We start from the raw sequence: 20,193 nt of genomic DNA, 5'->3' as shown, positions 1-20,193 counted from the left end.
ATATATTTTCACTAACTAACAAAGTGTTGAACTTATCCCCATTTATCATTCTGGGTTACTACACCACTATTTGTTGCGCACTATGGCCAGATGGCAAATCAGAAAGCTGAATTAGAATTCGTTATGGGGTAGTGTTCACTTCAAAAAACTAAAACGGGGTGGTTAAACCGAATGTGACAGCAACAAATGTAAAATAAGTAACTGTCACATAGAGCAGAATTTAATTCAATTTAATCAATTTGGCATTGTGAAAGTGAAAGTCCATCGAAAAAACATTCCAATTCGACCCACAGGCCTTCAAAATGCTCCAAAGAACGATCTGAAGCTGAATACCCCCAAATACCACCATTTTCTACTAAGCCTTCAAGCGACACTTCGCGGTCATGGTCTTTGCGTTCAATTTCCCGAACCCAATAAGCTCCGTCTCGAAATACACCTTCAATCTCAAGCTCTGCCCCATCTAACTGCCCAAGTGTTAAGCCATCATCAAACCGGGTTTGAGGGTCCAATTTAAAAGTAAAACCATTAATAATCAGAACTGAGTTACTGTAACTGGCTCTACCAAATAACTCGTAATTCTGCGGTTTGCCGCTAACAGGAGGGATCATTTCATATTGGAAATCTATTTCTGAAACCAGACTGCTACCATTTGTGTTCTTGATTTTGACATCAATCACTTTGCCTACAGCTAAGTCACGCTGTATGCCATCTTTAAACCTTGTCTGTGGATTCACTTCCAAGGCGATATGATTATTAAGCTCAAACGCAACCTGTTGTGGGTCAACCCAGGTCACTACTCCTTCAATTTCTATATCATTACTATTGCTGTAGCCCTCCACATCTACCTCATAAGCAATGAACACATGCCCTTCAAATTGGCCAAAGATTTCTACCCAGGCCCCCGCACTAACAGGGCCGTCTTCAATCACAGCACCGCTATAATCAATCAGAATACCGTTAATAACAAAAGTAGAAGATTCAGGTGTTATTTCACTAATACGGCCTTCTATTTCGCTATACAGAGGTGCTGAACTCAATTTTGTGACAGCGGTTACATCAATCACATCACTGTATTTATTGGTGCTGACAAGAACATAATCACCATTACGAATATCGTTAGCAATAGTGTCGTAATTCATAGTAACGCCAGCAACTGTCATGCTGCCGGATTCGACTTTACTTGCTTCACCAGCAATGGTTGGATTCAGTTCTATAGTTGAAAGTTTCTTTCCATCAGTATAAACACGAACTGCGGCCCCCTCGGTTAGCATATGTTGCGACAACATATTATCTCCGTACTGCACAACGACATGCTCTGTTGGCCACGAATAATCGTTCACTGTGACATTTTGGTCTGATATGGCATTGATAGTGCCGACAATAAGCTTTGGATAATTAATATCACCTCCTGAACCAGGATTTGGTACGGAGATCGAGTCTGAACTTCCACCACAGGCTGTTAGTGCAACAGTAGCAGTCAAGAACATAATTTTTTTAAGCATGATTAAGCTCCTTAAATAAAAAAGTAAAACTTCGGCAAGCAAGCCAAAGTTATACTGGCGACTAAGGCCGATTTTAAGGAAATGGAATTGAGCATAATATCGGATAAATCTGTTATTCATTGCAAAGGCGTGAGTAAAAGTGGCTGGATCTGAGTTCACAAAAGTTCGGTTTATGATCCGGACATTAAAAAAAACCAAAGCACATTTTTGCAGCCGCTAATGTAGGTTAACGTCTGGTTTAACAGCGACTAAACCTCTACGTCAGTAAGGTGACATTGTTGCTTACTGTTGTAAATACTGGATCAAGGCTTCTGCATCCAAAGGTCTGGAATGATAATAACCTTGTTGGTATTCCACTCCCAGCGCAGTTAAAGCATCGGCTTCGGCTTGTGTTTCTATGCCTTCTGCAACCACGGATAATCCAAGCTGTTTTGCCATTTGTATGGTATTCGCCAGGATCACAAACTGTTGTGAGCCTTCAGTTACATTACTGACCATACTGCGGTCGAGCTTTAATCTGTTTGCTGGTACCCGAAGCAATTGTTGAGTGTTTGCATAGCCTGTGCCGTAGTCATCAATAGCAATAGAAAACCCACGTAGCCGCAAACTAGCCAGATTTTCGATAGAGCTTGCAAGATCAGTGAAGTCTGCGCTCTCTGTGACTTCAAACATAAGCTGATCGGCCGAAATCTCCTGCTCTTGCGCTATTTGCATAATTCGGTTCATAAAAAGAGTATCAGGTAAAGATAAGGCTGAAAGATTAAAGGATAAATTGACAAATACCCCCTGACGATTCCATAGCTTTAACTGACTTAATGCTTGTTGAAGCAACATTAAAGACAAAGGTTCAATCAGATGAAAACGCTCTGCGGCTTCAATAAATTGATCGGGAGAGACAGGCCCCAACTCAGGATGAGTCCAGCGGGCTAATACTTCGGCAGCAACAGGCGTGCTTTGATTGGCAGGCACTATCGGCTGATAAACCAGAGTAAATTGGTCAGATTCCATAGCTCGTCGTAGCATTTCTGAGCTGATGTTAAAAACAGGGTGGCTATCTTGTTTTGTAACCTGCTGATGTTGCGCCTTTTTTAGGCAAAGTGTAAGAAGGTCTATGCTGATTGGCTTACTCAGGGTGCCCAGTATCGTCAAACCATCGGCCTCCGCCATTGTTGTTACGCTGGTGAGTAACAACGGGTCTTTCGCACTGGCGATAATGACTTTAGAACAAAGTTTTTGCCGCGCTATATGCCGAAGTAATTCGATGCCATTCATTACTCCCATTTCCAGGTCGACCAGAACAACATCAGCTACTTTGGCGGCTAATCGCTCTAACGCCTGCTCGCCGTTGGCGGCATAAGAAATATCTGTAATGGCGAGCTGATGAAGCAAACGGGTTGCGTATAAACGTTGAATTACGCAATCTTCGACAATAAGTACACTTAAATTTTGCATATATACCGTCCCTAGTTCGGTTAATCTGGCAACATAGCCGAAACAGAATGATTGAACTCAGACAAATGCTTAATCAACAAGGCCGCTAATTCGACACATTGTTCTTCTGGGGCATGTTCTATTTTTAAACAACTCTCCACAATAGCTGACGCATCAATGATAAGAGCCGCGCCTTTGATTTTGTGTGCCAACGATATGATGGCCGCTGTGTCGCCTTTATCCACAGCCTGTTGCAACTGCTTTTGATCGACTTCATTACTCTTGCACATTTCCTGCAGCATCAAGTTAAAAAAGCTATCGTCACCCCCCGCAAGGTGCTTTAGTTTCTCGACCGAAAAAACGCTCGGTTGTGATTTCAGATAGGCTTTAAACACCTGTTGTAACTCAGCGATGCCTATAGGTTTAAATAAACACTCATTCATTCCGGCATGAAGGCAACGTTGGCGCTCTTTATTTTCAGCGCTGGCTGTCAGTCCAAATACCGGTATATCTTTTAGAATCGGGTCAAGACGTATCGCAGACGTTAGCTGATAGCCATCCATAACGGGCATATTGCAGTCAGTGATCACTAAATCAAAATGGTGCTTTTGCAACAGTTCCAGGGCTTGTTTGCCATCGCCACAGGCTTTGACGTGGTGTTGACAATATTCGACCATACGAACCAATAGCATTCTGTTGACGTCATGGTCATCAACAACAAGAATTCGCAATGGCTCAACCACCCTGTCCTCTTCAATGTTGTCCGTTGCTATAGGTTCAGCAAGCAATTCAGTTCGTTTCAGGCTTAATAAAACCCGCACTGAGGTTCCTTCACCGACTGCACTTTTAAGCTCGATTTTACCATCCATATGTTTGACAATAGCCAGACAAATACTCAGCCCCAATCCTGTACCTTTGGCTGTGGTTCTGCGAGCAGATGACGCCTGGACAAAAGGTTTCATTAATTGTTGTAATTCGTGCTGATCGATACCACATCCGGTGTCGGTAACGACTAACTCGATGTTTAACAGCTCTGCCGATTGTTCGGCCAGCCTGAGTGAAAGCGTTACGCCACCCAATTCGGTAAATTTCACAGCATTACTTAACAGATTGGCAAGTATCTGTCGAAATCTGTCTAAATCAATTAAAACAGTTTCATGCCTTAGCCTTTCATCAATATCTAGCTGTAAATAAATAGATTTTTGCTTGGCTAACCCAACAAATATTTTATAAACACGTTCGGTGTGACTGATTAAATCTGCAGGGGTAGGAAAAAGCTCCAGCTTGCCTGCCTCTATTTTTGCTATGTCGAGAATATCGCCGATGAGCTCCCGTAAGCCCAGAGCTGACTGATAGGCTATATCGACCGCATTAAAATCCCATATTTTTTCCAGGGCTTTTAACCTGGCCAGCTCCAGAGTTCCTATCACTGCATGTAAAGGTGTGCGAATTTCATGGCTCATATTGGCAAGGAAAAAGGTCTTGGCTTTGTTGGCCTGTTCGGCTTCATCTTTTGCACTTTGTAAAGCTTCAAGTAATCGTTGGCGTTCACGAACCTGGTGTCTTAAATAAAAATTCCAGAAGGTAAAGGCAGAAATGACGAGGAGCAACAACAACGCAATTCTGATGATTTCATTTTGATAATCTTGCCAAAAACGTACTTCCTCATCAGCGCGATTTAACCAATCAGACGAAAGTAAAGCCAGCTGGTCAGGCGGTACACTGAGTAACGCTTTATCTAAAATACTGGAAAGTACCGGCTTTTGTTTAGGTACCGAAAATGTAAAACGAGACTCTGACTGAAGAAAACTGGAGCTAACCTGTAAGGTATTTTTATAAAACCTATTGATGTGGTATCTGGCGGTAATTAAATCATTCGCTGTTGCATCCACATCGCCTGAGCTCACCGCCTCAAAGGCTTGCTCGGCAGTATCGACCGGAACCACAATAACTTTTGGGTAGTTTTGTTGTATGAACGCCTTTACCGCGTGAGACTTCAGCACCGCAATGCGTTTGCCTGAAAGGTCTTCGAGTTTTGTATTCTCTTTATCTGCTTTTATTTTTGTAATCAACGCATAAGAAGTCACCAGATAAGGACGGGTAAAGAGTAAGGTTTTGTCTCGTTGCTCTGTTGGGGCTAACACCGCAGCAATATCGACTGCCCCACTTTCCAGGCTATTGGTCAGCTCTCTTAGCGATTCAACTTGTTTCCACTCAAACTGCAAACCGGTTTTCGTCTGAATAACTTCAGTTAATGACTTTACTATGCCTTGCACCTTGGCTGGATCATCGCCCATGGTAAAAGGAGCCTGTTTAGGGATATAGGCAATGGTTGCGACAGGATTGTTTGCTAAATATTTGCGTTCGTCGTCTGACAACTGAAGGGATTGGTCCAGCATGTGCAGCGTTCGGCCTGCACTCCAGCGTTTTAAGATGTCTTGTTTCTGTTTGTTAGGGATAACCCGCAGAACTTTGTTAATCAGGCCTAAAAATGTATCATCCTTACTTCTGCTGTAAAAATTAAAGGAACCAGAGGAAAGCGGAGTGAAATTAGCAATCTGAAGCTCATTAAAATGGTTTGAATGGATCAAATAATGAGTGCTGATGATATTACCCAGATAATGGTCTGCCTGCCCGAAAGCGACCGCCTCAATGGCTTGGCTTGGGCTGTCAAATCCCTTCAACTGAGCATTTGGAAACACTTCTTTTAGTTTTTCAGCATGAACATAATGAACAGAAAAGGACAAACGAACATCTTTTGCTGCGACCGTACTTTCCTCTGCAGAAGACAATAAAACCGGAATGTCATCCGCATAAGCATCAGAAGCAGCTATAGCATCAATACCAAGGTCACTTAAGCCCGCATAACTAAAAAAATCTATGTCGTTATTGATCAGAGCGTCAATAAGCTGCTGCTTATTAGAAAAAGTTTTGATTTTTATATCGATGTTCAGCGCATGAGACATCAAGCCTAAATAATCTGCAGTTAGTCCCTCAAATTCAGAACTGTTGGCACGCATCATAAAAGGAGGATGTTCAAAGGACAAAGCACCAAAGACGACTTGTTGGCGTTGACTACGCCACTCAGTCTCATGCTCTGACAGGGTAATACGAATGTTTTCCGTATTACTACGGGAAAAAATATGCTGTTCTTCCTGCGCCGAGAGGCAAAAACAGCTAAAAAAAACCAGCCATACTAAGGTTTTAATCATCCATTTAGGCCGTTTCTACGAGCGAAATCAACGAGTTCTATCATGCTGCTTAACCCCAATTTCACCAGCAGATTTGTCTTATGAGTACTTACGGTTTTAAAGCTGATAGAGATTTCATCCGCTATATCTTTGTTCGCTTTGCCTTTACACAACAAATTTAAAATTTGCAGTTCTCTGTTACTGAGACTTGCCAGCAGTTCAGATTCGGATTCGGCAAGTCGTTCGCCATAATACTCAGATTGGGGAAATACTTTCTGACCCCGAAGAACTTTGTGGGCCATGTCGACTAATTTATTCAGCTCCTGAGATTTAGATAAAATGCCATGGGCCCCTGCTTCAGCGCAACGTACGGCATAAATAGCAGGCTCCTGGGCTGTTAAGACAATAATACAAACTTCAGGATGGCGCTGAGCCAATCTGCGAATAACCTCCAGGCCATCCAGCTGTGGTATGCCCAAATCAAGGATCATTAACTTGAATTCTTCTTTACGGGGGAGAGCAACAGCGTCTACACCGTTATCGGCTTCTGCCACCACCTTAAAGTTATGTTGTTCCAGAACATTTTTTACGGCGAGTCTTAAGAAAGGATGATCATCAACTACAGCTACAAAGATTGGCAACATACCATGCTTTCCATATTAAAATTTAGTCAAGCTATAAGTTAGTAAAAGGATATTAGCTGGTAGCGCAGGCAACATCAATTAAATTTGCCAAAGGAGGTGTTTAAAGAAAACCTTATAATCAGGTATAAAAAAGGAAAACCGAATTTCCTTTTTTTATCGCATTAATCGCTTGTTAAACAGCGATTTACCAAGACGCTTTTACTACTCTGGCATCACAGAAGAATGATGATGACTGATCAGCCACTTGTTGTCCGCAAAGCGATAAACATAGGTATAACGAGCCTGAGCCTTGGAGCCATCAGCGAAGCTAAAGGTATAAATACCCGTATCAGTTGCTTTGTTGCAACCCAATACAACAACTCGTTCATTAATCTCACCTTGAGGCCCTTTCTTCAAAAAGTAGCTAAAGTAATCGGCGATTTCGGCATGATTAGTACGCATCTCATTTGACAGTGTAGGCAGTAACACAGCGTCCTCAGCGTAGAAGTCGGCCATCAATTCCGGATCTTTTGCTTTTAAACCTTTGTTCCATTGCTGGAACAATGAGGTTATTTCATTTTCTGTCACTGACTGACAGCTTGTGTCTGAAGCTTGTGCTCCGGCAGCAACACTAAAAAGCGCCAGTGCTATAAAGGTTTTCTTCATAAAATATCTCCTGAAAAGTTAAAATTGGCTAAATCGGGCTACTCATTGAATATCTTTGATAACCAATGAGATTCTTGGGTAGTTAACATATGCTGAGTGTGACGCTTGTTTTGAGTAAGCTTTGGAATAGGTTCTTCGCGACTCAGACTCAACCGATTATTCTGAAGTGACACATGCAAAGAGGTTCCTGCCCTAAGTTGCATAGCCTTGACATAAGATTTGGGTAGCCTGAGTATCAGCTCATCTCTATCGGATACACATACCAGTGCTTTTTCTTCACAATTCATACAGGAACCACCTTTTCATTCACTTAATATCTGAATTAAATAGTAAATTCTGCGATCAGGGCATAGGAATGCTCTGATTTACACTCGAAGATTAATTCCCGACATCACTATCCCAGAACTATCAGCAAACCCAATCGACGCCTTTACGCACCAGTGCTACACTGCCCGCTCTTTGTCTTCGCATTTATGGATGCCACTGTTTTGAGCCAATCATCACCATCACAGGCAACACCACAGGCCAGCTTTTATTTTTATGACTACGAGACCTGGGGGGCTGATCCAAAAAAAGAACCGCCCGGCCCAGTTTGGTGGTATTCGCACCGATTTGGATTTAAACCCTATTGGTGAACCCGATATGTGGTATTGCCAGTTGGCTAACGATTATTTGCCTCATCCGGTAGCTGCTCTGATCACTGGGCTGACGCCACAGCTGTGTAATCAAAAAGGTTTGCCTGAAACCGAATTTTGCCGCCGTATTCTGGAAAAATTCAGCCAGCCGAATACCTGTGTGTTGGGTTACAACAGCTTACGTTTTGATGATGAGGTCACGCGTTACAGCTTGTACCGTAACTTCTATGAGCCTTATGGCCGCGAATCGCAGCATGGCAACAGCAGATGGGATTTAATCGACATAGTGCGCGCCTGTTATGCGCTGCGCCCTGAAGGCATCGTCTGGCCAGAAAAAGCCGATGGCAGCCCAAGCTTTAAATTAGAAGATTTAACCAAAGCCAATGGCTTGTCGCATCAACGTGCACACGATGCTTTGTCTGATGTGTACGCCACTATCGCCATTGCCAAACTGGTGAAAGAAAAACAACCTAAGCTGTTTCAGTACCTGCTGGATTTACGCAAAAAAACTGAAGTCAGCAAATTATTTGATTTAGTCAATTTAACACCGCTGGTGCATGTGTCGGGCCGTTTCCCAGCTATTCAGGGTTGTGTTAGCTGGATAGTGCCGTTAGCGCCGCATCCGACCAATAAAAACGCCGTGATTTGCTACAACCTGCAAGCCGACCCTAAACCTTTGCTGGAGCTGGATTTAGCTTGCTTGCAGCAACTCTTGTATACCAAAACCGCTGATTTAGATGAAGACCAACAGCGGCTTGGCTTAAAGCTGATCCATATTAATAAATGCCCTGTGTTATCCCCTGCTAAAACCTTGTCGGAGCAACGCGCTGCCGATTTGGGCATAGACAGAGCAGCTTGTTTGCAGCATCTGGACTGGCTGCGGCAAAACCGCTCTGCTATTCAGCCGAAGGTGATGGAGCTGTATCAGCTGCCAACTGATTACACAGTAGAAACCAATCCGGATTATCAGCTGTACAACGGTTTTGTCTCGAATGAAGATAAACAGCGCATGGAGCAGCTACACCTGATGAGCGCCGACCAATTGGCCTCTAACCCTGTGCTTTTTAGTGAAGACAGACTAAATCAACTGCTGTTTTTATATCGTGCCCGTAATTACCCTCAAAGCCTGACCGATCAGGAGCAACAACGCTGGCAACGCTATCGCAGCGACAAACTGACGCATGGCCTGGATAAACCTAATTTGACCTTTGAAGAATTTGGGTTAGCGCTGGAGAATCTGGCACATGAAGCCGGTGATGATGTGAAAAAAATGAATATCCTCAAGGCGTTATTTCAATACGTTCAGAGTTTATAAACATCTCAAGTAAAAGCCCGTTTTTCGGGCTTTTACTTATTTTTGTTCAGCTGCCAGTCAGCTATCTATCCGTAATGACAGACTTCTGCTAGCCTGCGCACATTAATTAACCAATGTGGTTGTTGGGTGTGGAGCCTGCTATGAAGTTGTGGTCAAAAATCAAAGTGATGTTGTGTAGTTTGTTATTAACAGGTTGTATTGCTCCAGCCTTATTAATGACTTCGCAGGCACAGCTTCTTGGTGAATTAATGCGCCCTTTGGTTGGCTTTAACCCGCTTGATGTCAATCTGTTTGAAAACCCGTTGATCCGCGACCCTATGGTGGCATTAATGGGGGAAAGTAATTACCGCACCGCAGTCACTTTATTAAATACCGCGACCGCCATACAGCAACAAGGCCCGTTGTTTTTTGTGGTATCAGAACACTCACCTTTGCCTCATCTGGCTGAAAAGGCAGGTTTTGTCTGGAACTCCGATCATAACCAAATGGCTATTTTGTTAGTGTCGGGCGGAAAAACCGAGATTTTCCATCAGGTTGTTGAAGGTGCTGCAGGTAAAATCATACCCAGTTGGCCAAAAGAGCTGGTCGATTACACCAGCCCTGAAAAGTTAAAACAAAAAGCTGTGGCCGCAGCTGCAGGCAAAATAGGCCAGGGATTGGGCTTGTCTGAAGAACAAACTGGTTTTGTTGAAACAGGTTTAGCAGGAGGTTCAGTGCAAAATGCGCTGGAAGAAAACCTGAAGCAAAAAGCCATGGATCCGCTGGAAGAAATCAGACAAAAAGTGGAAGAAGGCAAAACCGATCTGTTAAGTCAGCCAAAACAACGTTTTACCGAAATGAAACAGGAAGCCATGCTGACTGAAGAAGATATGTTCAAGCAATTTACCGGCAAGTCAGCAGAAGAATTAAAAGCAGCGAAACAATACGCTGAAGATGCCAAAGCCCGGGCTGACGCCAATCAGAAGAAACCTTTCACCACCATCAAAGACAAAGCCACTTTAGAAAAAGAAGCTAAACAGTGGGCCAAAGATAAAGCCAATAAAAAAGTAGACGAAACCCGAGCCCCGGCTGATGAATTACTGAATGAGTTAACCGAAGAAGTAAAACAAAAAACCACTTTGCCAGCGAAGAAAAAGGATGGTGCAGACTAGGTTCTGAACAGAAAAACCAGGCTAACAGGCCAGGTGTTGGGTGCGAGAAATATTGGTACTAAGTGGAAGCAAAGAGCGAAGCGGACGTTAGCCTTGCTCGTTGGAAAATGAGGTCTTGAATTTCTTTAGAGCTGTCATTGGTACCTCGTTCTGTGATTTTATTCACTTAGCGAGGTGTGCAGTACTACCAGATCAGCAGCGTAATTGCCGATAGCGCTGTAACAGAGTTTGCAGCCGTTGTGAAATGGAACCATAGATATCTTCATTGATCTTATAAGCTGCAACATTGCTGGCAATAAAATGCAGCGAAGGCAACAACAGCTCCATCACCGGTAAAATAGCGTCTGGGGCAACATCAAGTTTCTCTTGAACCAGACTAAAATAACAATCGACGGCACAATCGCTGTCGCCGGAACTGTAATGCTCATCAACGATGTAGTCACGCAACGCAAAAATATAATACTGAAAAGCTCTAACTGGCATAAACCGCAGTTCATCGGTACGCTCAATCACATTTCGTTTGAACAGGGGTTGCAGTTCTGCACGCGTTTTGTCAAAGAAGATCTCAAAGGCAAAGCGGGAATCAATATCGTCTTTGTAACCTAGCCAGTCTTGCAAGCCAGGAATTTTATCAGTCATCAGTTACTCTCTTGGGTTGAATTGAAACTCTCAGTGTCAGGTCTTTTATCGTGCCCCACTATATGAAACCTGCCCAAAAGTTGCTTGCGAAGCGACGCGGCCACGGGCCTTACCTGCTAAGCTCGCCTCTACTGACCCCAGGTCCTGTTGAACTAAATGTTGGGGTCTCAACTTTGTCATGCGACAGCTATTTCGGCACTATCAGCGTCTGGACCGAATCGACAAGCGTACTCGACCAGACTCCATCTTTATTACCGTTCGTCAGATAGATGACGACGTAATGATCATCAAGATCCTTATCAAACAGGATACGCACCCTCACCTTGGTGCCGCCGTCGTGGCCAACCTGGTGCCAGCGACCTGACCTGCCATAGTCCCAACCTGCTGCAAAAAAGCCAAGATCACCGTTAGCGAACTGATAGGGCTGCCAAAGACGCTTTAGCTCCGCCTTTGAAACAAGACGTCCATGCGCTACGGCGGACATAAATTTGCCTGCATCGTCCAGAGTCATGTAAGCACCTCCGTGCGCGATGCTGTAATCCGGCCACGCGATTGACAGATCAGGCACAGTTTTGCCCTCCTTCGCCCTGTAGCTTTTAACAAGGCGAGCCTTGGGGACGTCGGCGAGTTTAAGCCACGTCTCCTGAAGATCAAGCGCTTCAATGATCCGCTGGTGCACCAGTGTGCGGTATGGCGTCCGCGTGACAGACTCAAGGACAGCCGCGACCACCAGATTATTGGTATTGGTGTAGCGTGTTCGCTCGCCCGGTGCAGATACAGGCACATCTTTTAAGTTCGCAAAAACGGCTTCCACGCTGGGCGGAAACGGCCGCGAAAAATCATTACTGTCGAAATATTCAGGCACGCCCGAAACATGGTTTAAAAACTGATCGATACGGATAGTACGCCAGGACTGCGGCAGATTATCGACATAACGGGAGGCAGGAGCAGAAATATCAAGCTTTCCTTCCTCCTGTAATTGCATAACGAGGCTGATAGCGAATAGCTTGCTGACTGAATAGACAGGAAAAACCGTCTTCGGCGTGATCAATGTGCTGCCATCGATCTCAGTAGTGCCGGTGGCATTGCGGTACAGAATATTGCTGTTGTGAAGCACAAGCACGGCCTGCCCGGGAATTCCGTGTTTTTGTTCATTAGCGCGCAGTTGAGTATCAACAGCGGCATGGATATCGACAGCTGAAGTATGTGCCCAGGCGGTGCACACAAAAAATAAGTGTATCGAGGCAAACAGACTAAAAGTTTTCATTAGCTCCCTTCTTATCAATTGTCTGATCACAAACTTCAATGATCTTTTTCCTAAGCTGTTCTCTCAAGTCAATATCTCTTTATCAGCTTTGGGCACATAGCAACCCGCACTGTGGCGGACAAATAAGCGCAGCGTTTTGTCCCTGCAACCAACGGGACTCATTACTGCGGCTTGTTATCTGTTTTGCTGCTTGTGTAGCTTTGATTGTCTTTTCACAAGCTGAGCAACCTTTATGGCTTCCCATACCGCTATAGCACCGCCAACTGCAAGAATGGTGTAGCAGTTGTTGAGATCATTGAGGAACGGGTGAAAAGCATTGCCTTTCGCACCAAAGACGCCATACAAGCCAAGTCCAACCAATATCATTCCAGGTGCACCAATGATTTGGGTCTTTATCAATTCTTTTCTGATGCTATTTAATTCTTCTTCCATTCCATTTCTCGCTTAGTTTTTGCTATCTGCATATACGCTCAAATCAGCTGCGCGGTAAGCGTCGACTGCCTTTGCTTGTTATAAACCATCTTACCCACTTACTGCCGCCGATGTTGAACCTACATCTTTTTTAAGCACGAGTATCACCAGATAAACTAAGCCAAACGGTGGAATGATTGAAAGCACCACACCGAGCAAACCTGCCAGCACTGGCGTTTGGGTTTTACGACGGCCCAGGTAATAACACACTGCGCCCATGATTAATGCGAATAATGCGATAAACTCGCCGAGCAACGTAGCATTAATATTCAAACGAACTCTCCTGTGGTTTATAACGCCCGCAGCAAGGCCGAACCCCGCGCAGCGGTTGACGTCCAGGCCACGCAGTGGCCGTTTGTGACTGGCTTGTTATATAACATGCTAGTTTTTACCACCGGCAAACATGCCGATGGCAATTAACACTGTCCCTATAGCTAATGCGGGAAACCTAAATTGCGTCCAATCGAATGAGTTTTCACCAGTAGGAACGACTTTCAAGTAGGCATTATCAGATGATGATTGAAATCCATCAACAGGCAAAAAATCTACAGCGAAGGCTGCAATAGCATATAAAAGAACTAAACAGCCAATGATGATTAGGGCTTTACTCACTTTAATCTGCCTCTTGTTAGATAACGCCCGCCAGCAGGGGCCGAAAAACCAGAACGAAGCGGCGGTTTTTTGGTCCCTCTGGCTGGCCTTGTTAAGCATTACCCTGCGTTGAGCCTGATTCCATAAACCTGGTACTCACCGCCTTGTACTGCAATCGTTATTTTTAAAATGCCTGATGTACCAAATTCACTACTTTCCGATAACTTAACCGCATAATACAAAACATAAATATTTGTATTACCCTGTGTTCCTGATAGCTCTGAGTGAGTGAATCCACCGCTTTCGACAGAGTGGAAAAACTTGGTTAATTTCTGAAATTCAGTTTTTGCTGACTCTTTTGTAAATTGAGCCTTTGCTGCAGGACCAAACATATTATATAAAGCATCATAATCTGCGGCGTTAAATGCTTTCGCGAAATCATCGTATAGTTGACCCCTTACCTCAGAATTTACAACCGATGGTAATTCATGCACCGCTGCCTTTGCAGCTTGTGTTGGTTGGGAAGCAGGACCTTCATTCAGGCCAAACCATACAGTTGCAACTAAGTTTGCTACTAGAAGAAGAATTATTACTGAGTGAGATGATTGCACTTACTTTATGTCTCCATGATTTATGCTTAACGTCCGCCACAAAGGCGAGCAACGTGTTGCGAGTCTAGCGCCCAACTGGCGCGTTTTTGATGGCGATTGTTATGTTGAAACATGCTCAAATAGCCCTTTAACTGCTGTGTAAAAAACGAAGCAAACAAACATAAGCCCGAGAAGACGTATCACTTTTGGGGCATCTTTTTTAATTTTAAGCTGCACTGCGATTCCAAAATCATCACCTACATACCACAAAAAGACCTTTTGTAAGCTCCACAAAACCAAAAATATGTAAACGCTGAGAAGCCCATAAAACTCAACATTGGCTAGCATTAATGCCATCGTAATGATTAATGCGGCTACTAACACCGCGAAACTGATTGTCTTAATACGAGCGACCAATACACTGCTCCAACATAACGCCGTGCGGATGTACGCGAATTTGTGAGCGTCACAGGGGCCGCACTTTGTTAGAACTTACTCTGTTACCTCACGTTGCAACAGAGCAAGCAAATTACCTGTTTTACCTGACCAAACGCCTTGGGCTAACTCAGGGCTTAGAATTTGAATTAACAGCCAGCCGTCTTGGCCTTCTTTATTTAAGATTGCCTCAAAATCTGGTAATGCCTGCTTTTTTAGACCAGACAGGAAGCCCTCTTTGCTTTGAATTTCAAGCGTTTTATATTCATACTTTTTCATCTTTAGTATTTCCTGAGGTTCTAGATCAGAAATAGGTATGTCAAACGCAGCAGCTAAAGCCTTTTTAGTTTGCAACGATGCTGAGGCCTCTTTCTCAATACGTTGTATGGTTCTCAGGTTTACACCGGCAGCCAAAGCCAATTCTTCTTGTGACCATGATTGCCTGTTCCGAAGCTCAAGAACCAATCCTGCATTTATTTTCATACATATCCATAATCTATTTGTTGGTGAGGCAACTTCATGCTCTACCAAAAGTCAGGAAACTTTTACGACTAAACAGCGATAAAAGGGTGACAACTATACGACACTTCTACGACAGTGCTGCTTTTTTGTTCTAAGATTTGTATATTGTACTGGCACGTTTTCCCAGGTACTACCAGATGACACGGCGGCGTTAAACTATTGATAAAAAATAATGGATTACAATCAATTACGGCTAGCTGCAGCCCAAAGCGTGCTGGCACATTATTACTTTTTTCTTGCCTGTTATTTTTAAGCTGGCCCACTTTAAGTTACTAAATTAGAGTCTTTTTCTTTCTTCAGCAACAAATAAATGTGCCTGTTTAATTGGTCAAAGCGTGCCTGTTTTCTTCATAAAGCAAATAACACTGTGTATTAGCCCATATGTGCAGCGAAAGTCGGCAATTGGCGCGCTACCAACATTAAGATTCGCGTTTTCTAAGATAGAGATGCGGGTCGGGCAAGCCCGCCCCCTACAGTATTTCTTTATTTCAGCTGGCTTAATCTGCTCCTTCCACTATTTCCCAATCCAAGCGCCCAGCCCAATCAGGCGAAGCCCTTTCACAATTTATTTATCTGCTGAACGCTTTTTCGCACAAAAGTCTGTTACGCCGAATTGGCTTGGTATCAGCCACAAATGCATGTTTTTGTAAAAATATATAAAGATAGTGAGTGGACTAAAGTAAAGGACTTAACCACCCCCACTTTAGATGACATGATTAAGTTTTTGAATTCAGTGTTTAAATAGAAAGGTTTTCCACTAAGCAAAGGGGGCATAGCATCTGTGTCACCTGCAACTTAATCCACCTTACTGCAGTTGCTTAACTAACTGCTGCGGATTTGAAAAATCACTGATTTCAGCTACTTTTTTGCCATCTTTTAGTTTCAGCAGCACAGGAATAGTGCGCACGTTAAAATGTTGAAATAACACACCGTAACTATCAATCTGAAAAGGGACTTTCATCTGATACAAAGCATTAAATTCAGCCAAGGCTTTGTCGTCTGTCCATAAATGATTTACCACCCCACTCCAGTTTTTTTGCGGTAACAAAGCCGCCAGTTGGTTTAAGCCTGCCTGGGCATCCTTACATTGTTTTGCCATTTCAGGTCTGGACTCAGCCAGATACCAGTCACACCAGGTGGCAGTAAAAAACACCAGTTGTTCACCGGTTTGATACTTAGCTAACAGCTTTTGTTGGGCCGCATCACTCAACTCTGAGGTGGCCATTTCTGCAGGTAACTGCTGGCCTAACGCCAGTCGACTGATAAAACCATCCAATACAGAGTCTGATTCATGGGAGCTGTACAGCTTTTCGCCTTTAGGGTTTAACAACACCGAATAAGGTGTGCCCACTAAACCCATAGCCAAAGCCAACTGCCCCTGCTGGTCCAGATAAATTGGCATAGTGAGCCCAAAGCGCTGCTGCACCTTGCTGATCTCCTGACGTTTTTCGTTGATATTAATGTTCACGGCCACAAAATTCAATTTATCGCCATAGTCTTGATAGAGCTTTTCAAAATGCGGCATTTGCTCCATACAAGGCTGACACCAACTGGCCCAAAACTTGATATAAGTGGGTTTATTCTGATCCAGTTTGTTAAGGCTAAAAGGCTGAAGGGTTTGAAATTGTTGCAACTGCACTGTTTTATAGTCAGGCAACATCTTAGAGTCAGGTGATTGGGCCCAACCGGAAAAGGCCAGGCACACCAATAAAGGCAGCATAAAACGGACTAACTTAGGCATCAGAACTCTCCTTGAAAAAACTTTACAAAGTCTGACACTAGCTACAGCTTTTGCCTTGTAAATTTGCGACATAATTTCTGCGGCGGCAACAGAGCCACAACTCAGCGCATGCAACCGCTGTTGCAACTCAAAAAATAAAAACAGAGCTTGCTTTCTGTTGCCGATACTTGCTTTTATAGAGCAACAATGAAACCGATTACAGCAAGCTAAATCAGAAAATAATGCCCGCAGAGCATTAAACAAACAGCAGGAGTAACAACTTGATTTTATCTATAAAAAATAACGCCTTAGCAGCATTTACTCTTATTTCTGCTATGAGCCTGCCCGCCTTCGCTGCCGACAATCAACTGACAGCACAGGAAAAAGCAGAGGGCTGGCAGTTGTTGTTTAACGGCGCAGATATGTCGCAGTGGCGCACTTTTAAACAGCCGACAGTGAACGAGAAGTGGCAAATTGAAGATAGCGCTATAGCTCTGACTGCAGGTGGCGGTGGTGACTTAATCAGTAAAAAAAGTTACAGCAACTTTGAACTGACACTCGACTGGAAAATTTCGGAAGTAGGCAACAGCGGCATTCTTATTCTGGCTGATGAAAAAGGTAAATACATTTATTCCCACGCGCCGGAAATTCAAATTCTGGATAACGAGCGCCACCCGGACAACAAGCTCGACACTCACCTCTCAGGTTCTTTGTACGACATGATTGCCTCCCCTGTGGCTTCTCATAAAAAAGCCGGTGAATGGAACACTACTAAAATTCGTTTGGAACACTCGGCCTTAACTGTCTGGCAAAACGACGTGCAAACGGCAAAAGTGACTATAGGCAGCGATGAATGGAACAGTCTGATTGCTAACAGCAAGTTTGCCAGCTGGCCTGGTTTTGCCAAAGCCAAAGCAGGTCATATAGGGTTACAGGATCATGGCGATAAGGTCTGGTTCAAAAATATCAAAATAAAAGAGCTGAACTGATGAAAGATTTTGACGTTGAAGTGCTGGTGGTGGGGTCCGGCGCCGGTGGTTCCATGGCGGCTTATGAGCTGACAAAAGCAGGACATAAAGTGCTGATGCTAGAAGCCGGGCGGGATTACGACCCAAAAACTGAAACCCCTATGTTTAAACGCAACGGTGAAGCCCCCTTGATGGGCGCGGGCAATAAAGATAAAGACTTTGGTTTTTACGACGCCACAGTAGACGGCGGCTGGCAAGTACCAGACGAGCCTTATACAGCAGCTGATGGTTCTGAATTTTTGTGGTGGCGCTCCCGTATGTTAGGTGGCCGTACCAATCACTGGGGCCGCTATTCTTTACGCTTTAGTGAACATGATTTTAAAGGCAAAAGCCGTGACGGTTTAGGCGCAGACTGGCCTTTTGACTACGACGACATTGCGCCCTGGTACGATAAAACCGAAGCTTTAGTTGGCGTCTGTGGCACCAATACCGGGCTGGATGATATGCCGCCTTCATCCGATGGCATATTACAACCGCCGCCTAAGCCACGTATAACTGAGCTTTTAATAGCTGCCGCAGCAAATAAGTTAGGCATAGCTTCGGCGCCTATGCACCGCGCCGTATTAACCAGGCCTTTAGATAACAGAGCCGCTTGTTTTTATGCCACTCCTTGTGGCCATGGCTGCTCTATTGGTGCCGCCTTTCAAACTACTACTTCGCTTATTCCTATGGCCAGAGCTACAGGCAATTTGCAGGTGATCACTGATGCGATGGTGAAATCTGTCGATACTGACGAAAACGGCAAAGTGACAGGTGTAACCTATGTGGATAAAAAAACCTCCGCTGAACACCAACTCAAAGCCAAAGTAGTGATATTAGCCGCCAGTGCCTGCGAATCAGCCCGTTTGCTGTTAAATTCCAAATCAGCACAATTTCCAAATGGTCTGGCCAATTCCTCCGGACAGGTTGGTAAAAACCTGATGGACTCCACTGGTGCCAATATCGGCGCTATGGTGCCAGCCTTGCAAGGTCGCCCGGCTTATAACGAAGATGGCCATACCGCCAATCATTTATTTATTCCATGGTGGGGCCATAAAGCTCAGGAGCGTAAAGAGCTGGATTTCCCCCGGGGTTATCACTTTGAAATTGGTGCCCGCTTCCGTGAACCAGGAGCTGGTGTAGAAGGTAATGTGCAAGGCTATGGCCTTGAATTAAAACGTCAGGTGAAACAGAACTACGGTGCTTATGTAGGTTTTGCCCTGCGCGGAGAAATGGTGCCTAACGAGTTTTGTTATATGGATATAGATCCTGAAGTGAAAGACAAATGGGGTATTCCTGTTGCACGTTTTCACTGGAAATGGTCGGAACACGAGCTGAAACAAGTGGAACATGGGCTGAAAACCGCCAAAGCTATATTTGCCGAAATGGGGGTTACTCTGGGGGAGTTGCCATCACCAGAGCAAGCCATTTTAAAAGGCGGTGAAATTATCCATGAAGTAGGCACCACCCGTATGGGCGCATCGCCAAAAGACTCAGTCACCAACCAATGGGGACAGAGCTGGGACTGCCCTAACCTCTTTGTGATGGATGGTGGTGTCTTTGCATCTAACCCCCACAAAAACTGCACTTTGACCATTATGACGCTGGCCATGCGTAATTCGTCCTGGCTTTCAGCTCAGCTAAAACAAGGAGCGATCTGATGGCTCAGCATCAAGACAAGAGTGTGGATCAGCAAGAGATGCAGTACAAATCAGGTATAACAAGACGTGATTCGTTAAAACTAATGATGGCCTTAGCAGCCAGCGCTTTATTACCTGCAGCTTTAACGGGCTGCGACAGTGCGCCAGTCAGTAAAACTGATGCAGGAGCAGGCGTAGCAAAAGCCAGTACTGAACATTGGCCAGAGCTGAAGTTAGCTCCTGTCACAGCAACAGGCTATGGCAAAGATCCAAACTTAATTCTGCCGCCAGAATCGCCATGGCCTTTAACCTTAACTCAGGCTCAACTGAGCTTAGTGGCTGTGTTGTCGGATATTCTGGTGCCGCGGGAAGGCAGTGTGCCCAGCGCTTCTGAAGTACATGTACCAGCAGTGGTGGATGAATGGGTCAGCGCCCCTTATGAGCGCCAACAGCAAGACAGAGTGACTATTTTGTCGGCTCTGGCCTGGATAGACGATGAAGCTCAGATGCGTTTTGACAAAACCTTTGTTGTGCTTACTAACACCCAGAAAAAAGCCATTATGGACGATATTGCTTATGACAGAGCCGAAACTCCGCCTCAGTTTAAGCGCATAGCCACAGCCTTCAGCCGCTTTCGCGCTTTAGTTCTGGCTGCGTTTTTCTGTACGCCTGAAGGGACAAAAGACATAGGCTATATAGGTAATGTGCCTATAGGCGGCGATTATCCTGGCCCAACAAAAGAAGCTTATGCTCATCTGGACAAAATATTGGCCGATTTAGGTTTAACTGAATACGCT

At 44.5% G+C, this 20,193-nt stretch carries 19 protein-coding genes; 5 read left to right on the top strand and 14 right to left on the bottom strand.

Going from position 1 to position 20,193, the window contains the following annotated elements; genetic code table 11:
- Positions 1 to 230: 230 nt before the first annotated feature.
- The 5 genes from RHEIN_RS14735 to RHEIN_RS14715 form a co-directional block, all read right to left on the bottom strand.
- Positions 231 to 1,502: a DUF5666 domain-containing protein gene (locus tag RHEIN_RS14735; RefSeq protein WP_008899769.1), complete on the bottom strand. Its 1,272-nt coding sequence runs from the start codon at positions 1,500 to 1,502 to the stop codon at positions 231 to 233.
- 282 nt (positions 1,503 to 1,784) lie between these two features.
- On the bottom strand, positions 1,785 to 2,954 hold the full coding sequence (locus RHEIN_RS14730; protein ID WP_008899768.1) for an EAL domain-containing response regulator: 1,170 nt from the start codon (positions 2,952 to 2,954) through the stop codon (positions 1,785 to 1,787).
- 20 nt (positions 2,955 to 2,974) lie between these two features.
- Complete coding sequence (locus RHEIN_RS14725; protein WP_008899767.1) at positions 2,975 to 6,145, bottom strand: response regulator; 3,171 nt, start codon at positions 6,143 to 6,145, stop codon at positions 2,975 to 2,977.
- Complete coding sequence (locus tag RHEIN_RS14720) at positions 6,142 to 6,768, bottom strand: response regulator transcription factor (protein WP_008899766.1); 627 nt, start codon at positions 6,766 to 6,768, stop codon at positions 6,142 to 6,144. Before RHEIN_RS14720 ends, RHEIN_RS14725 begins: the two co-directional genes overlap by 4 nt.
- 201 nt (positions 6,769 to 6,969) lie before the next feature.
- On the bottom strand, positions 6,970 to 7,413 hold the full coding sequence (locus RHEIN_RS14715) for an SgcJ/EcaC family oxidoreductase (RefSeq protein WP_008899765.1): 444 nt from the start codon (positions 7,411 to 7,413) through the stop codon (positions 6,970 to 6,972).
- Between the two features lie 540 nt (positions 7,414 to 7,953).
- Here RHEIN_RS14715 and sbcB point away from each other — a divergent pair.
- Complete coding sequence (gene sbcB, locus RHEIN_RS14705; RefSeq protein ID WP_008899763.1) at positions 7,954 to 9,363, top strand: exodeoxyribonuclease I; 1,410 nt, start codon at positions 7,954 to 7,956, stop codon at positions 9,361 to 9,363.
- 140 nt (positions 9,364 to 9,503) lie between these two features.
- Positions 9,504 to 10,514 carry a hypothetical protein gene (locus RHEIN_RS20490; RefSeq protein ID WP_008899762.1) on the top strand — a complete coding sequence of 337 codons (1,011 nt, stop codon included), beginning with the start codon at positions 9,504 to 9,506 and terminating at the stop codon, positions 10,512 to 10,514.
- Positions 10,515 to 10,706: 192 nt separating this feature from the next.
- On the opposite strand, the gene RHEIN_RS14695 is transcribed toward RHEIN_RS20490, so the two are convergent.
- The 9 genes from RHEIN_RS14695 to RHEIN_RS14655 form a co-directional block, all read right to left on the bottom strand.
- Positions 10,707 to 11,153, bottom strand: a complete 447-nt coding sequence (locus RHEIN_RS14695; protein ID WP_008899761.1) for a hypothetical protein — start codon at positions 11,151 to 11,153, stop codon at positions 10,707 to 10,709.
- A 187-nt stretch (positions 11,154 to 11,340) separates the two neighbouring features.
- Positions 11,341 to 12,420 (bottom strand): serine hydrolase domain-containing protein, encoded by a 1,080-nt coding sequence (locus RHEIN_RS14690; RefSeq protein WP_008899760.1) that lies wholly within the window; start codon positions 12,418 to 12,420, stop codon positions 11,341 to 11,343.
- A gap of 174 nt (positions 12,421 to 12,594) precedes the next feature.
- A complete protein-coding gene (locus RHEIN_RS14685) occupies positions 12,595 to 12,852 on the bottom strand; it encodes a hypothetical protein (RefSeq protein WP_008899759.1) in 258 nt (85 codons plus the stop codon).
- A gap of 90 nt (positions 12,853 to 12,942) precedes the next feature.
- Positions 12,943 to 13,164 (bottom strand): hypothetical protein, encoded by a 222-nt coding sequence (locus RHEIN_RS14680; protein ID WP_008899758.1) that lies wholly within the window; start codon positions 13,162 to 13,164, stop codon positions 12,943 to 12,945.
- A gap of 108 nt (positions 13,165 to 13,272) precedes the next feature.
- Positions 13,273 to 13,503 (bottom strand): hypothetical protein, encoded by a 231-nt coding sequence (locus tag RHEIN_RS14675; protein WP_008899757.1) that lies wholly within the window; start codon positions 13,501 to 13,503, stop codon positions 13,273 to 13,275.
- A gap of 98 nt (positions 13,504 to 13,601) precedes the next feature.
- Positions 13,602 to 14,093 carry a hypothetical protein gene (locus RHEIN_RS14670; RefSeq protein ID WP_008899756.1) on the bottom strand — a complete coding sequence of 164 codons (492 nt, stop codon included), beginning with the start codon at positions 14,091 to 14,093 and terminating at the stop codon, positions 13,602 to 13,604.
- 99 nt (positions 14,094 to 14,192) lie between these two features.
- Positions 14,193 to 14,489, bottom strand: coding sequence for a hypothetical protein (locus RHEIN_RS14665; protein ID WP_040555243.1), 297 nt, complete (start codon positions 14,487 to 14,489; stop codon positions 14,193 to 14,195).
- 75 nt (positions 14,490 to 14,564) lie between these two features.
- Complete coding sequence (locus RHEIN_RS14660; protein WP_008899755.1) at positions 14,565 to 14,990, bottom strand: helix-turn-helix domain-containing protein; 426 nt, start codon at positions 14,988 to 14,990, stop codon at positions 14,565 to 14,567.
- Between the two features lie 844 nt (positions 14,991 to 15,834).
- On the bottom strand, positions 15,835 to 16,770 hold the full coding sequence (locus RHEIN_RS14655; RefSeq protein ID WP_008899754.1) for a redoxin family protein: 936 nt from the start codon (positions 16,768 to 16,770) through the stop codon (positions 15,835 to 15,837).
- Positions 16,771 to 17,030: 260 nt separating this feature from the next.
- Between RHEIN_RS14655 and RHEIN_RS14650 the strand changes: the two genes are divergently transcribed.
- From RHEIN_RS14650 to RHEIN_RS14640, 3 genes are all read left to right on the top strand, one after another.
- Positions 17,031 to 17,738 (top strand): 3-keto-disaccharide hydrolase, encoded by a 708-nt coding sequence (locus RHEIN_RS14650; protein ID WP_008899753.1) that lies wholly within the window; start codon positions 17,031 to 17,033, stop codon positions 17,736 to 17,738.
- Positions 17,738 to 19,417 carry a GMC family oxidoreductase gene (locus RHEIN_RS14645; protein WP_008899752.1) on the top strand — a complete coding sequence of 560 codons (1,680 nt, stop codon included), beginning with the start codon at positions 17,738 to 17,740 and terminating at the stop codon, positions 19,415 to 19,417. The genes RHEIN_RS14650 and RHEIN_RS14645 overlap by 1 nt, the downstream gene beginning before the upstream one ends.
- Positions 19,417 to 20,193, top strand: a 777-nt coding sequence (locus RHEIN_RS14640) for a gluconate 2-dehydrogenase subunit 3 family protein (RefSeq protein WP_008899751.1), incomplete at its 3' end; no start/stop codon positions are given. The genes RHEIN_RS14645 and RHEIN_RS14640, both read left to right, overlap by 1 nt.

Origin of the sequence: Rheinheimera sp. A13L (assembly GCF_000217935.1) — a bacterium.
Classification (GTDB): domain Bacteria; phylum Pseudomonadota; class Gammaproteobacteria; order Enterobacterales; family Alteromonadaceae; genus Pararheinheimera.
Note: the sequence above shows the minus strand (reverse complement) of the source record. Positions and strands in the feature narration are given on the sequence as shown.